This window comes from Variovorax sp. KBS0712, from assembly GCF_006323185.2.
In the GTDB taxonomy this organism is placed as follows: Bacteria; Pseudomonadota; Gammaproteobacteria; order Burkholderiales; family Burkholderiaceae_C; genus Variovorax; species Variovorax boronicumulans.
The window spans coordinates 831,727-846,018 of the sequence record NZ_VCCD02000002.1 but is presented as its reverse complement, the minus strand read 5'-3'; the positions used below and the strand labels follow the sequence as shown (position 1 = coordinate 846,018).

The following is a 14,292-nucleotide window of genomic DNA, read 5'->3' as shown; positions in this document are numbered from 1 at the left end:
CCTCGTTCTTGATGTCTTCCCCCTTTTCGTTTTTCCACTGAAGCTTCCATGACCTCCATCGTTCGACTGGCCGCCGCCCTGGGCGGCGCGGCCCTCCTGTTCACCGCCGGCGCGGCCCTCGCGCAGAAGAAGTACGACACCGGCGCCTCCGACACCGAGATCAAGCTCGGCATGGCCATGCCCTACAGCGGCCCGGTGTCGTCGTACGGCATCGTCGGCAAGGTCAACGAGGCCTACTTCAAGATGGTGAACGACAAGGGCGGCATCAACGGCCGCAAGGTCACGCTCATCAGCTACGACGACCAGTACACGCCGCCGCGCACCACCGAGGTGGTGCGCAAGCTGGTCGAGCAGGACGAAGTGCTCGCCGTGTACGGCAACCTGGGCTCGGCATCGAATGCCGCGATCCAGCGCTACATGAACGCCAAGAAGGTGCCGCACCTGTTCCTGGGCGTGGGCGCCGACCGCTTCAACGACCCCAAGGCCTACCCCTGGACCACGCCCTACATGCCCAGCTACGAGGGCGAGGGCAGCCTCTACGCGAAGAACATCCTGAAAACGATGCCGAACGCGAAGATCGCCGTGCTCTACCAGAACGACGACTTCGGCAAGGACCTGCTCAAGGGCCTGAAGAAGGGCCTGGGCGACAAGGCCTCGATGGTGGTGGCCGAGGCCTCGTTCGAAGTGGCCGACCCGACGGTCGACTCGCAGATCATCAAGCTGCAGTCGTCGGGCGCCGACGTGTTCGTCAACTTCGCTACGGCACGCTTTGCCGCGCAGGCCATCCGCAAAGCGTGGGACATCGGCTGGAAACCGAAGCAGCAGTACCTCACCTACGTGTCGGCCTACGTGAAGATGACGCTGGAGCCCGCGGGCCTGGAGAAGTCGAAGGGCATCATGGCCATGGCCTTCTTCAAGGACGCCGCGCAGCCGCGCTGGGCCAACGACCCGGCCACGCAGGAGTTCCTGGCCTTCATGAAGAAGTACGCACCCAACGAAGACGTGAACAACGCCGCCGGCGTGTACGGCTACGGCGTGGCGCAGGCGATGGAGACGGTGCTCAAGGCCTCGGGCGATAACCTCACGCGCGAGAACGTGCTCAAGCAGGCCACCACGCTGAAGAACATGCGCACCGGCATGCTGCTGCCGGGCATTGCGCTGAACACCTCGGCCACCGACTACTTTCCGTTCAACACGCTGCAGCTGGTGCAGTTCAACGGCAAGGAGTTCGAGCCCATGGGTGATTCGATTGCCGTGAAGTAGCCTTCGCAGACGCACGCTCAAAAGAACCACAGGAGACACACACCATGTTCGGACTGATGCAGGACCGCCCGCTGCTGATCTCGTCGCTGATCGACCACGCGGCCACCTTCCACCCCCACGTCGAGATCGTCGGGCGCACCGTCGAAGGCCCGGTGCACCGCACCAACTACCGCGAGGTGCAGCGGCGCTCCAAGCAGGTGGCCAATGCGATGAAGGCGCTGGGCGTGGCGCCCGGCGACCGCGTGGGCACGCTGGCGTGGAACACCTACCGGCACCTGGCGCTGTACTACGGCGTGTCGGGTTCGGGCGCGGTGCTGCACACGGTGAACCCGCGGCTCTTTCCGGAGCAGATCGACTACATCGTCAACCACGCCGAAGACAAGGTGCTGTTCTTCGACACCAGCTTCGCGCCGCTGGTCGAGAAGCTTGCGCCCAAGCTCAAGAGCGTGCGCGCCTTCGTCGCCATGACCGACCGCGCCCACATGCCGGCCATCGATGTGCCGAACCTGCTGTGCTACGACGAGCTCGTCGGCGCGCAGAGCGAGGACTACACCTGGCCCGAGTTCGACGAGCGCACCGCCTCGTCGCTTTGCTACACCTCGGGCACCACGGGCAACCCCAAGGGCGTGCTGTATTCGCACCGCTCCACCGTGCTGCATTCGCTGATGGAATGCGCGCCCGACACCTTCGGCGTGTGCTCGCAGATGACGCTGCTGCTGGCCGTGCCCATGTTCCATGCCAACGCCTGGGGCATGCCGTACTCGGCGCCGATGGTGGGTGCCAAGCTCGTCATGCCCGGCCCGCACCTGGACGGCCAGAGCCTGTACGAACTCATGCGCGACGAGAAGGTGAGCTTCTCGCAGGCGGTGCCCACCGTGTGGCTGATGCTGTTCCAGTACTTCGACGCCCACCCCGAGATCGACACCCGCGCCATCGGCCTCAAGCGCATCGGCGTGGGCGGCGCCGCCACGCCGCGCGCCATGATCGAGCGCTTCGAGCGCGACTTTGGCGCCGACTTCGTGCAAGGCTGGGGCATGACCGAGACCAGCCCCATCGGCGTGATCGGCAACCTGCTGCCCAAGCACCTCGCGCTCCCGAAAGAGGAGCAGACGACAGTCAAGATGCGCCAGGGCCGCGGCGTGTGGGGCGTGGAGCTCAAGATCGTCGACGAGAACGGCCAGCGCCTGCCGCACGACGGCGTGGCCTTCGGCCACCTGCATGTGCGCGGTCCGTGGATTGCGAGCGGTTACTTCCGCAGCGAAGGCGGCGACGTGCTCGATGCGGAGGGCTTCTTTCCGACCGGCGACGTGGCCAACATCGACGCCGACGGTTATGTGCAGCTGGTCGACCGCGCCAAGGACGTGATCAAGTCGGGTGGCGAGTGGATCTCGTCGATCGACCTGGAGAACGCCGCCAGCGCGCACCCCGCCGTGGCCGAGGCCGCGGTGATCGGCATCGCGCATCCGAAGTGGCAGGAGCGGCCCCTGCTGATCGTCGTGAAGCGTGCAGGCGCAGAGGTCTCGGGCGAGGAACTGCTCACTTTTCTTTCGCAGCGGGTGGCTAAGTGGTGGCTGCCCGACGACGTGGCTTTCGTCGACAGCCTGCCGCATACAGCCACCGGCAAGCTGCTGAAGACCAAATTGCGCGAGCAGTTCAAGGGCTACGTCGCAGCCAAGTCAACTTGATGACAGTTGTTCGTTCTTTCTGTGCATAACTCTGTGGGTTGCCTGAGGAGGCGAGCCAGCAGAACGAGCATTGGCGCGGCTTCGCACCACGTTGCCTGTTGATTGAGCAGCCTTGTCGTCCGTCCTTGCAGGAGAATGTAGGAGGAACGGATTCCAGACAAGTAAAGGGGACATGGTGGGAGAACTTCTTTCTCTCCTGCGCTTCAGCGCCGGCTCGGGCCACATCTGGCTGGACGAGCAGCGCATGCTGCTCATGCATGCCCGGGCCTTCGCCGAACTGCGCCGCGAACTGCTCGACTCGCTGGGCATCGAGCGCGCGCGCGGCCTGCTGGTGCGCATGGGTTTTGCTTCCGGCCTGCGCGACGGCGAGGTGGCCGTGCGCGAGCGCCTTGCCGGCATGCGGGCCGAAGACGCCTTCATGCTCGGGCCGCGCCTGCATTCCATCGAGGGCATCGTCTCGGTGCAGAAGGTGCAGGTCGACCTCGACGTGGCCACCAAGCATTTCTACGGCGAATTCCTCTGGGAGAACTCCTGGGAATGCGAAGCCCACGTGGCCGACTTCGGCTACGGGGAAGACCCGCAGTGCTGGTCGCAGATCGGCTACGCCTCGGGCTACACCACCGCCTTCATGGGGCGGCTCGTAGTGTTCAAGGAAGTCGAGTGCACCAGCATGGGCGACAGCCGCTGCCGCATCGTCGGCCAGGCCGCCGAGGCATGGAACGACGAGCACTACCTCGAGTACTTCCGCCAGCACCACGTGGCCGAGAAGCTCATCGACTTCAACCTCGGCCTGCAGCACCTGCGCCGCCTGCAGCCGCGCCGCGAGTACGACCAGAAGCTGGTCGGCGTGTCGCCGGGTTTTCGCGCCGCCTTCGAGCTCATGCGCAGCGCGGTCGACAGCGCCATCACCGTGCTGCTGCTCGGCGAGACCGGCGTCGGCAAGGAAGTGTTCGCTCGCTGGCTGCACGACAACGGGCCGCGCGGCAAGCAGCCCTTCATTGCCGTCAACTGCGCGGCGATCCCGGCCGACCTGATCGAGGCCGAGCTGTTCGGTGTGGAAAAGGGCGCCTACACCGGCGCCCACCATGCGCGCGCCGGGCGCTTCGAGCGCGCGCACGGCGGCACCCTGTTCCTGGACGAGGTGGGCGACCTGCCGCTGGCCGCGCAGGTCAAGCTGCTGCGCGTGCTGCAGACCGGTGAGGTCGAGCGCCTGGGCGCCGAGCAGCCGACCCAGGTCGACGTGCGCATCGTGGCTGCCACCAACGTCAACCTGCAGCAGGCCATGCAGGCGGGCAAGTTCCGCACCGACCTGTTCTACCGGCTCAACACCTTCCCGATCCAGATTCCGCCGCTGCGCGAGCGCACCGCCGACATCCCGGCGCTGGTGGCGCGCTTCGTCGAGAAGTACAGCGCGCTGTACGGCAAGAAGCTGCGCGGCCTCACCGACAAGGCCGCGCTCGACGTGCACAAGCACGCCTGGCCCGGCAACATCCGCGAGCTCGAGAACGTGATCGAGCGCGCCGTGCTGCTGGCGCCCGACCACGGCGACATCGAGGCCTGCCACCTGTGGATGCAGCCGCCGGGCGCGCCGCCCGACAACCAGCTCGACGCCAGCGGCAAGGTCGCCACGGGCGCCTCGGCTTCGGGCGCCGACGCGAGCGAACTGGACGCGCTGTGCCAGCGCGTGCTGGAGCAGAACATCGACATCGCCTCGCTCGAGCAGCGTCTCATGCAGACCGCGATGCAGCGCGCCAAGGGCAACCTGTCGCAGGCTGCGCGCCTGTTGGGCATCACGCGCCCGCAGCTGGCCTACCGTCTGAAAAAAGAAGGCCTGCCCACGTCCTGAGCGGACGCCGGCCGGCGTTTTCCGGTTTTCACCATTTGATCAAGCTGCACCGCAGCAAATGATCAAACCAGCATCCGGGACTTCCCGGTGCTTCGGGCCCGCAGGCGCAGCGGGCCCATGCAAATCAATCACTTAGCCACGCTGGCACGCCCGTTGCCCTTATCAGGCCGGGCGGCGCTGGTGCCGTCCACCTGTTGATGGATTGAACAAGTGATGCCCTCGATGCAGCCCGACCCCCGCAGCGGCAGCGCCGCACAGATGACCGGCCAGCCGTGCTTCGTGCGCGTCACCGGCACGCGCGGCACGCGCTTCGTGGAGTTCGAGTTCGCCATCGGCGACCCCGAACTGGCCGTGGAGCTGGTGCTGCAGTTCGACCAGTTCCGCGAGTTCTGCGCGCGCCACGCGGTGCGCCACCTGAGCACCGAAGAGGGCGCGCGGCTGGACTTCGAGCGCATGAAGTGGCGCTTCGGCGCACCCGGCATCGACCACTGACGACCCCGCCACATTTTTTTCCCGCGATAACCAAGGAGACACCCCGTGCAAGTCGACATCAAGACCTCGGACATCCGGCCGATCCGGCAGACCTTCTCGCATGTGGCGCGGCGGCTCGGCGACAAGCCGGCCTCGCGCTACCAGGAGGCCACGCTGGACATGCAGCCCACGGCCAACTTCCACTACCGGCCGCTGTGGGACCCACAGCACGCGCTGTACGACAAGCGCCGCACCGCGCTCGTGATGGCCGACTGGTACAGCTTCAAGGACCCGCGCCACTATTACTACGGCGTGTACACCATGACCCGCGCGCGCCAGCAGGAAGGCGCCGACCGCCAGTTCGAGTTCGCCGAGAAGCGCCAGCTGCTGGCCCAGGCCGATGCGGGCGTGCGCGAGTCGCTGCAGCAGGTGCTGGTGCCGCTGCGCCACTACGAGTGGGGCGCCAACATGAACCACAGCTACTGCTGCGGCTACGGCTACGGCACGGCCATCACGCAGCCCTTCATCTACGCGGCCATGGACCGCCTGGGCATCGCGCAGTACCTCTCGCGCGTCGGCCTGCAGATCGACGCCAACTCGGGCCGCGCGCTGGACGCCGGCAAGCAGGCCTGGCTCGCGCACCCGGCCTGGCAGGGCGTGCGCCGCCTGATGGAAAACCTCTTCGTCACCAAGGACTGGTTCGAGGTGTTCGTGGCGCAGAACCTCGTGCTCGACGGCCTGCTGTACCCGCTGATCTACCGCCACTACGTGAACGCGCACAGCGCCGCCACCGGCAACGCACTGGCGATGCTGACCGAGTTCATGAACGAGTGGTTCGACGAGAACGTGCGCTGGGTCGACGCCACGCTGAAGACCGCCGCCGACGAGTCGCCCGCCAACGCCGAACTGCTCGCGCAGTGGTACGCGAGCTGGCGTGACCAGGCCGTGCAGGCGCTGGCGCCGCTGGCCGCGCTGGCCCTGGGCGCGCAGGGCGCCGAGGTGCTCAAGACGCTGCACGCCGCGCTCGATGCGCGCGTGGCCCGGCTGGTGCGCACGGGCGCCGCCGCCTGACGACCGAATCGATCGAACCAAGGAGACCACCCCATGACCACCGCCACCGCCGAAGTGTCCCGACCGCCCGTCTTCATCGCCCTGCAGACCGGCGAGGCCGCGCGCGCCATCGTCGAGGCCATCGTGGCCGACAACCCCGGGGCCACCATCACCGAGTACCCCGCGATGGTGAAGATCGACGCGCCCGGCCGCCTCGTGATCCGCCGCGAGAGCGTCGAAGCCCTGGTCGGGCGCCGCTGGGACCTGCAGGAACTGCACCTGAGCCTGATCTCGCTGTCCGGAAGCATCGAAGAAACCGACGACGAATTCACCCTCCATTGGGGCGCCTGAGCCCAGCCCCCACCGGACCACGACCAAGGACAACGCCATGACCACCCAAGCAGCAGCAAAGACCCCTGCCACCCCGCGCCTCGGCCTGAAGGAACGCTACGCCATGATGACGCGCGGCCTCGGCTGGGAGACCACCTACCAGTCGATGGACGACGTGTTTCCCTTCGACAAGTTCGAGGGCATCAAGATCCACGACTGGGACCAGTGGGAAGACCCGTTCCGCCTCACGATGGACGCCTACTGGAAGTTCCAGGGCGAGAAGGAGAAGAAGCTCTACGCCATCATCGATGCGTTCCAGCAGAACAACGGCCAGTTCAACATCAGCGACCCGCGCTACCTGAACACGCTCAAGCTGTTCCTCACCGGCGTCTCGCCGCTGGAGTACGCGGCGCACCGCGGCTATGCCATGGCCGGGCGTTCGCTGCGCGGCGTGGGCGCGCGCGTGGCCTGCCAGATGCAGTCGATCGACGAGCTGCGCCATGCGCAGACGCAGTTCCACACCATCAGCCACTTCAACAAGTACTTCCACGGCCTGCACGACCCGCAGCACATGCACGACCGCGTGTGGTACCTGTCGGTGCCCAAGAGCTACTTCGAAGATGCGATGAGCGCGGGGCCCTTCGAGTTCATCACCGCCATCTCGTTCTCCTTCGAGTACGTGCTGACCAACCTGCTGTTCATGCCCTTCATGAGCGGCGCCGCCTACAACGGCGACATGGCCACCGTCACCTTCGGCTTCTCGGCGCAGAGCGACGAGTCGCGCCACATGACGCTGGGCCTGGAGGTGGTGAAGTTCATCCTCGAGCAGGACCCCGACAACGTGCCCATCGTTCAGAAGTGGGTCGACAAGTGGTTCTGGCGCGGCTACCGCCTGCTCACGCTGGTCGCGATGATGATGGACTACATGCTGCCCAAGCGCGTCATGAGCTGGTCCGAGGCCTGGGAGATGTACTTCGAGAAGAACGGCGGCGCGCTGTTCGAGGACCTGGCGCGCTACGGCATCCGCATGCCCAAGTACCACGAGGTCGCGTCGAAGGAAAAGAGCCGCATCTCGCACGAGGCCTGGGCCATCTTCAACAACTACGGCCACGCCGCCAACTTCAACGTCTGGGCACCCAAGCCCGACGAGATGAGCTGGCTGGCCGAGAAGTACCCCGAGACCTTCGACAGCCTGTACCGCCCGCGCTTCGAGTGGCTGGCCGAGCAGGAGAAGCAGGGCAAGCGCTGGTTCAACAACACGCTGCCCATGCTGTGCCAGACCTGCCAGATTCCGATGGCCTTCACCGAGCCCGACGACCCCACCAAGATCTGCTATCGCGAGAGCAGCTACCACGGCATGAAGTACCACTTCTGCTCCGACGGCTGCAAGGATGTGTTCGACGGCGAGCCCGAGAAGTACGTGCAGGCCTGGCTGCCGGTGCACCAGATCTACCAGGGCAACTGCTTCCCCGAGGGCACCGACCCGACGGTGGAAGGCTTCAACCCGCTGGCGGCCGTGCTCGACTACTACCACATCAACGTCGGCGCCGACAACGGCGAGTTCAACACCTCGCCCGACAAGGCCAACTGGGAACGCTGGACAGGGCAGGACCTGTCGGCGGCCGAGCCCAAGGTGGCCTGAGCACCCGGCCCCACCACCCCTCATCGACCCCCGCGCTCCCGCCGTGCCCGCGCACGGCGTGGGCGGCGCTCACCCCGAAACAAGGAGACCGACATGTCTGTTGTTGCACTCGCCCCCGGCTACACCGGCACCGTCATGGACAGCGAAGACCGCTTCCACGGCAACCGCCTGCTCTACATCGGCTGGGAAGACCATCTGCTCTTCTGCGCCCCCGTGTGCCTGCCGCTGCCCGCGGCCATGCCCTTCGGCGCGCTCATCAGCGACGTGCTGCCCGGCGTGTACGGCAGCCACCCCGACTTCGAAAAGGTCGACTGGTCGAAGGTCGAATGGTTCGACTCCGGCAAGCCCTTCGCGCCCGACGCGTCGAAGTCGCTGGCCGACAACGGCCTGGTCCACAAGTCGGCGCTGCGCTTTCGCACGCCCGGGCTCACGGGCATCGACGGCTCGTTCAGCTGAGCACAGGAAGGAGGGCCTTGCCATGAGCTTCCAGATCATGATCGAGCCGCTCGGCCAGGCCGTGGCGGCGCGCGACGGACAGACCGTGCTCGACGCCTGCCTGCGCGCCGGCGTGTGGCTGCCGCACGCCTGCGGCCACGGCGTGTGCGGCACCTGCAAGGTGCAGGTGCTCGAGGGCGAATGCGAGCACGGCGACGCATCCAACTTCGCGCTCATGGACTTCGAGCGCGACGACGGCAAGATCCTCGCGTGCTGCGCGATGGCGCAGGCCGACCTGGTCATCGAGGCCGAGATCGACGAAGACCCCGACGCGCAGTTCCTGCCGCTGGAAGACTTCGACGCCGAGCTGGTCCAGGCCCGCATGCTCACGCCCACCATCCGCGGCCTGTGGCTGCGCACCGACCGGCCGGCGCCGTTCCAGGCCGGCCAGTACGTGATGCTGCACGTGCCGGGCGTGGAGGGCGCACGCGCCTTCTCGATCGCCAATGCACCCGACGACCACCTGGTCGAGCTGCACATCCGACGCGTGCCGAACGGCCGCGCCACCGGCTGGCTGCACGACGAGCTGCAGGTGGGCCAACGCCTGCGCTTCACCGCGCCCAACGGCCGCTTCTTCGTGCGTAAGTCGGCGGGGCTGCCGATGATCTTCGTGGCCGGCGGCTCGGGCCTGTCGAGCCCGAAGTCGATGGTGCTCGACCTGCTGGCCGAAGGCTGCACCTTGCCGATCACGCTGGTGCAGGGCGCGCGCAATGCCGAAGAGCTGTACTTTCGCGAACTCTTCGAGCAGCTCGCCGAACAGCACCCCAACTTCACCTACGTGCCGGTGCTGTCCGACCTGCCAGCCGACAGCGACTGGCACGGCGCGCGCGGCTTTGCGCACGAAGCGCTGAAGGCCCACTTCGCGAACGACTTCCGCGGCCACAAGGCCTACCTGTGCGGGCCGCCGCCGATGACCGAGGCCTGCATCGCCACGCTGATGCAGGGGCGCCTGTTCGAGCGCGACATCTACACCGAGAAATTCTTTACCGCCGCCGATGCGGCCTCTGCAGCGCCGCGCAGCCCGCTGTTCAAGGCACTGTGACGTGGAGCCCGTCATGCGCTTCTCCGTCGCCATCGGCAACACCAGTGAGCACTACGTGTGCCGCGCCGACCAGACCCTGCTCGGCGGCATGGAGCAGCTGGGCCGCAAGGGCATCCCGGTCGGCTGCCGCGGCGGCGGCTGCGGCGTGTGCAAGGTGCGCATCGAGTCGGGCGCCGTGCGCCGCGAGCGCATGAGCCGCTGCCACGTCAGCGCCGAAGAAGAAGCCCAGGGCTACGTGCTGGCCTGCCGCGCGTACCCGCAGAGCGACCTGGCCCTGCGCGCCGTCGAGAAGCTGGCGCGCTGCATCGAGCGGCGCCTGGCCGCGTCGCAGCCCGCCGTTCCCCATTCCCCCACCTGAACCTTTCCCTCACCCACCAAAGGAGACTTCCATGGCACTCACTGGCGTCATTCGCCCCGGACACGTGCAACTGCGCGTGCTCGACCTCGGGGCCGCCCTCACGCACTACCGCGACGTGCTGGGCCTGATCGAAACCGGGCGCGATGCGCAGGGTCGCATCTACCTCAAGGCCTGGGACGAGCACGACCACCACAGCGTCGTGCTGCGCGAAGCCGACGAGGCCGGCATGGACTTCATGGGCTTTCGCGTCGACTCGCCCGCCACGCTCGACCAGCTCGCCGCCGACCTGAAGGCCAGCGGCCTGGCCACCGACATGCAGTGGATCAAAGCCGGCGAGCACCTGCGCAGCGGCAAGCGCTTTCGCTTCACCGTGCCCACCGGCCATGCCATCGAGCTCTTCGCCGAGAAGGAGAAGGTCGGCAACGGCATGCCGTATGAAAACCCCGAGGTCTACCCCGACGACCTCAAAGGCATGGCGCCTTCGCGCTTCGACCACTGCCTGCTGTACGGCGACGACCTCGACGGCACCATGAAGCTGTTCACCGAGGTGCTGGGCTTCCAGCTGGCCGAGAGCGTGGTGGCCGGCCCCGAGCGCATGTACATCGCGGCCTTTCTCACCTGCTCGACCAAGCCGCACGACATCGCGTTCATCCGCCACCCCGAGAAGAACAAGTTCCACCACGCCTCGTTCCTGCTCGACAACTGGGGCGAGGTGCTCAAGGCGGCCGACATCATCACCAAGAAGCGCGTGTCGCTGGACATCGGCCCCACGCGCCACGGCATCACGCGCGGCGAAACCATCTACTTCTTCGACCCGAGCGGTAACCGCAACGAGGTGTTCTCGGGGGGCTACATCTTCTATCCCGACAAGCCGCCGCTGGTGTGGACCGACGACGAACTCGGGCGCGCGATCTTCTATCACGACCGCAAGCTCAACGAGAACTTCCTGAGCGTGGTGACCTGAAGGAGACGGTGCGATGAAACAGTTCATGAACTTCATCGGCGGCGAGTTCGTCGCCACGACGAAGACCTTCGACAACCGCGCGCCCGTGGACAACCGCGTCATCGGCAAGGTGCACGAGGCCGGCCGCAGCGAGGTCGACGCGGCCGTGCGCGCCGCGCGTGCGGCCCTCAACGGCGAGTGGGGCCGCATGAGCGTCGCGCGCCGCGTCGAGCTGCTGCATGCGGTGGCCGACGAGATCAACCGCCGCTTCGACGACTTCCTGGCGGCCGAGATGGCCGACACCGGCAAGCCGCACGCGCTGGCCTCGCACGTCGACATCCCGCGCGGCGCGGCCAACTTCAAGGTGTTTGCCGACATCGTGAAGAACGTGCCCACCGAGAGCTTCGAGATGGCCACGCCCGACGGCGGGCAGGCGCTGAACTACGCGGTGCGCTCGCCGCTGGGCGTGATCGGCGTCGTGTGTCCGTGGAACCTGCCGCTGCTGCTCATGACCTGGAAGGTCGGTCCGGCGCTGGCCTGCGGCAACACGGTGGTGGTCAAGCCCTCGGAAGAAACGCCGGCCACCGCCACGCTGCTGGGCGAGGTGATGAACGCGGTCGGCATCCCGCCGGGCGTCTACAACGTGGTGCACGGCTTCGGCCCCGACTCGGCCGGCGAATTCCTCACCACGCACCCGGGCGTGGACGGCATCACCTTCACGGGCGAGACGCGCACCGGCGAGGCCATCATGGGGGCAGCCGCCAAGGGCGTGCGGCCCGTGTCCTTCGAGCTCGGCGGCAAGAACGCCGGCATCGTGTTCGCCGACGCCGATTTCGACAAGGCCGTGGCCGGCATCACGCGCTCGGCCTTCGAGAACTGCGGCCAGGTGTGCCTGGGCACCGAGCGCGTCTACGTGCAGCGGCCGATCTTCGACAAGTTCGTCGCGGCGCTCAAGGCCAAGGCCGAGGCGCTCAAGCCGGGCCCGTCGGAAGAAGCCGGCGTGGGCATCGGCCCGCTGATCTCGCGCGAGCACCAGCAGAAGGTGCTGTCGTACTACGCGAAGGCCGTGAAGGAAGGCGCTACCGTCGTCACCGGCGGCGGCGTGCCCTCGATGCCCGGCGCGCTGGCCGAGGGCCACTGGGTGCAGCCCACCATCTGGACCGGCCTGCCCGAGACGGCCTCGGTGATCCGCGAGGAAATCTTCGGCCCCTGCTGCCACATCGCGCCCTTCGACACCGAGGAAGAAGCCATCGCGCTGGCCAACGCCACCGACTACGGCCTGGCGACCACCGTGTGGACCGAGAACCTGGGCCGCGCGCACCGCGTGGCCAAACAGGTGCAGGTCGGCATCTGCTGGGTCAACAGCTGGTTCCTGCGCGATTTGCGCACGGCCTTCGGCGGCGCCAAGTCGTCGGGCATCGGCCGCGAGGGCGGTGTGCATTCGCTCGAGTTCTACACAGAACTTCGCAACGTCTGCATCAAGCTGTGAGGGCCCGGCGGTGAGCAACCCCGAAATCGCGAACAGCGTGCGCACCGGCGCCTTCCACACCAACGTGCACGACCTGGGCGAGGGCGCGCCGGTGCTCTTCATCCACGGCTCGGGCCCGGGCGTGAGTGCGTGGGCCAACTGGCGGCTGGTGCTGCCGGTGCTCGCGCAAACGCGCCGCGTGATCGCGCCCGACATGGCCGGCTTCGGCTTCACCGAGCGCGTGCCCGGCGCGGCCTACACCATGGACACGTGGGTGCAGCAGGCGCTCGACCTGCTCGACGCGCTCGACATCGAACGCGCCGACGTGGTGGGCAACTCCTTCGGCGGTGCGCTGGCATTGGCGCTGGCCATCCGCGCGCCGCACCGCGTGCGCCGGCTGGTGCTCATGGGCAGCGTGGGCGTGCCCTTCGCGATCACGCCGGGGCTCGACGCGGTATGGGGCTACACGCCCTCGTTCGCGAACATGCGCCGGATCATGGACGTGTTCGCGTTCGACCGCGCCCTCGTCACCGACGAGCTCGCGCAGCTGCGCTACGAAGCCAGCACGCGGCCCGGCTTCCAGGAGACCTTCGGCGCGATGTTCCCGGCGCCGCGCCAGCGCTGGGTCGATGCCATGGCGAGCCCGGAGGCCGCCATTCGCGCATTGCCGCACGAGACGCTGCTGATCCACGGCCGCGAAGACCAGGTGATCCCGCTGGCCACCTCGCTCACGCTGAGCCAGTGGATTCCCCGCAGCCAGCTGCATGTGTTCGGCCGCTGCGGCCACTGGACGCAGATCGAGCACAGCGCGCGCTTCGCCCGCCTGGTCGGCGACTTCCTGAACGAAGCCGATCGACTGATTGATTGATTCACCCCCCGAGACAGAGCAAAGGACAGAACCCACCATGGACCCCACCCTCATCCAGCGGCTCGGCGACGAGCTCTACGGCGCGCTGCGCGAGCGCAGCGTCGTGGAGCCGCTCACCAGCCGGCACGCAGGCATCACCATCGCCGACGCCTACGGCGTGCAGCAACGCATGATCGCGCGCCGACTCGACGCCGGCGAGCGCGTCGTCGGCAAGAAGATCGGCGTGACCTCGCGCGCCGTGATGAACATGCTGGGCGTGTTCCAGCCCGACTTCGGCTACCTGCTCGACGGCATGGTCGTCGGCGAGGGCGAGTCGATCGACAGCACCACGCTCATCCAGCCCAAGGCCGAGGGCGAGATCGCCTTCCTGCTCAAGCGCGACCTCATGGGCCCCGGCATCGGCAACGCCGACGTGCTGGCCGCCACCGAGTGCGTGATGCCCTGCTTCGAGATCGTCGACTCGCGCATCCGCGACTGGAAGATCCAGATCGCCGACACCGTGGCCGACAACGCCTCCTGCGGCGTGTTCGTGCTGGGCGACCACGCGGTCGATCCGCGCCGCATCGACCTGGCGACCTGCGGCATGGTGCTGGAGAAGAACGGCGAAATCATCGCCACCGGCGCGGGCGCCGCCGCGCTCGGCTCGCCGGTGAACGCGGTCGCGTGGCTGGCCAACACGCTCGGCGCGCTGGGCATCGGGCTCAAGGCGGGCGAGGTGATTTTGTCGGGCGCGCTCGCCGCGATGTTCCCTGCCAAGGCCGGCGACAACTTCCGCGTCTCGATCGGCGGCCTCGGCGGCTGCTCGGTGCGCTTCCATTGAAGGAGACAACC

At 67.4% G+C, this 14,292-nt stretch carries 14 protein-coding genes; all 14 read left to right on the top strand.

Going from position 1 to position 14,292, the window contains the following annotated elements; genetic code table 11:
* Positions 1-48: 48 nt before the first annotated feature.
* The 14 genes from FFI97_RS20860 to dmpE all read left to right on the top strand — a co-directional run bounded on the left by FFI97_RS20860 (position 49) and on the right by dmpE (position 14,281).
* Complete coding sequence (locus tag FFI97_RS20860; RefSeq protein ID WP_062475166.1) at positions 49-1,263, top strand: ABC transporter substrate-binding protein; 1,215 nt, start codon at positions 49-51, stop codon at positions 1,261-1,263.
* Positions 1,264-1,307: 44 nt separating this feature from the next.
* Positions 1,308-2,948: a 3-(methylthio)propionyl-CoA ligase gene (locus FFI97_RS20855; protein ID WP_139704313.1), complete on the top strand. Its 1,641-nt coding sequence runs from the start codon at positions 1,308-1,310 to the stop codon at positions 2,946-2,948.
* Between the two features lie 172 nt (positions 2,949-3,120).
* Positions 3,121-4,794, top strand: a complete 1,674-nt coding sequence (locus FFI97_RS20850) for a sigma-54-dependent Fis family transcriptional regulator (RefSeq protein WP_144004497.1) — start codon at positions 3,121-3,123, stop codon at positions 4,792-4,794.
* Positions 4,795-5,016: 222 nt separating this feature from the next.
* Positions 5,017-5,286, top strand: a complete 270-nt coding sequence (locus FFI97_RS20845) for a phenol hydroxylase subunit (RefSeq protein WP_174250303.1) — start codon at positions 5,017-5,019, stop codon at positions 5,284-5,286.
* Between the two features lie 45 nt (positions 5,287-5,331).
* Complete coding sequence (locus FFI97_RS20840) at positions 5,332-6,336, top strand: aromatic/alkene monooxygenase hydroxylase subunit beta (protein WP_139706671.1); 1,005 nt, start codon at positions 5,332-5,334, stop codon at positions 6,334-6,336.
* A 33-nt stretch (positions 6,337-6,369) separates the two neighbouring features.
* Positions 6,370-6,666: an MmoB/DmpM family protein gene (locus tag FFI97_RS20835; RefSeq protein WP_185993674.1), complete on the top strand. Its 297-nt coding sequence runs from the start codon at positions 6,370-6,372 to the stop codon at positions 6,664-6,666.
* Between the two features lie 37 nt (positions 6,667-6,703).
* Positions 6,704-8,287, top strand: a complete 1,584-nt coding sequence (locus tag FFI97_RS20830) for an aromatic/alkene/methane monooxygenase hydroxylase/oxygenase subunit alpha (protein ID WP_139706669.1) — start codon at positions 6,704-6,706, stop codon at positions 8,285-8,287.
* Positions 8,288-8,380: 93 nt separating this feature from the next.
* A complete protein-coding gene (locus FFI97_RS20825; RefSeq protein ID WP_139706667.1) occupies positions 8,381-8,743 on the top strand; it encodes a phenol hydroxylase subunit P4 in 363 nt (120 codons plus the stop codon).
* Between the two features lie 22 nt (positions 8,744-8,765).
* A complete protein-coding gene (locus tag FFI97_RS20820; protein WP_139706665.1) occupies positions 8,766-9,824 on the top strand; it encodes an NADH:ubiquinone reductase (Na(+)-transporting) subunit F in 1,059 nt (352 codons plus the stop codon).
* A gap of 13 nt (positions 9,825-9,837) precedes the next feature.
* The gene (locus FFI97_RS20815; protein ID WP_139706663.1) at positions 9,838-10,182 is read left to right on the top strand and encodes a 2Fe-2S iron-sulfur cluster binding domain-containing protein; all 345 of its coding nucleotides are present in this window, start codon (positions 9,838-9,840) and stop codon (positions 10,180-10,182) included.
* Positions 10,183-10,213: 31 nt separating this feature from the next.
* On the top strand, positions 10,214-11,146 hold the full coding sequence (locus FFI97_RS20810; RefSeq protein WP_139706661.1) for a catechol 2,3-dioxygenase: 933 nt from the start codon (positions 10,214-10,216) through the stop codon (positions 11,144-11,146).
* Between the two features lie 13 nt (positions 11,147-11,159).
* Positions 11,160-12,614 carry a 2-hydroxymuconic semialdehyde dehydrogenase gene (locus tag FFI97_RS20805; protein ID WP_139706659.1) on the top strand — a complete coding sequence of 485 codons (1,455 nt, stop codon included), beginning with the start codon at positions 11,160-11,162 and terminating at the stop codon, positions 12,612-12,614.
* Between the two features lie 10 nt (positions 12,615-12,624).
* Positions 12,625-13,461, top strand: a complete 837-nt coding sequence (locus tag FFI97_RS20800; protein WP_139706658.1) for an alpha/beta fold hydrolase — start codon at positions 12,625-12,627, stop codon at positions 13,459-13,461.
* Between the two features lie 37 nt (positions 13,462-13,498).
* Entirely contained in the window at positions 13,499-14,281 is a 783-nt protein-coding gene (gene dmpE, locus FFI97_RS20795; protein ID WP_139706656.1) for a 2-oxopent-4-enoate hydratase, read from the top strand.
* Positions 14,282-14,292 lie beyond the last annotated feature (11 nt).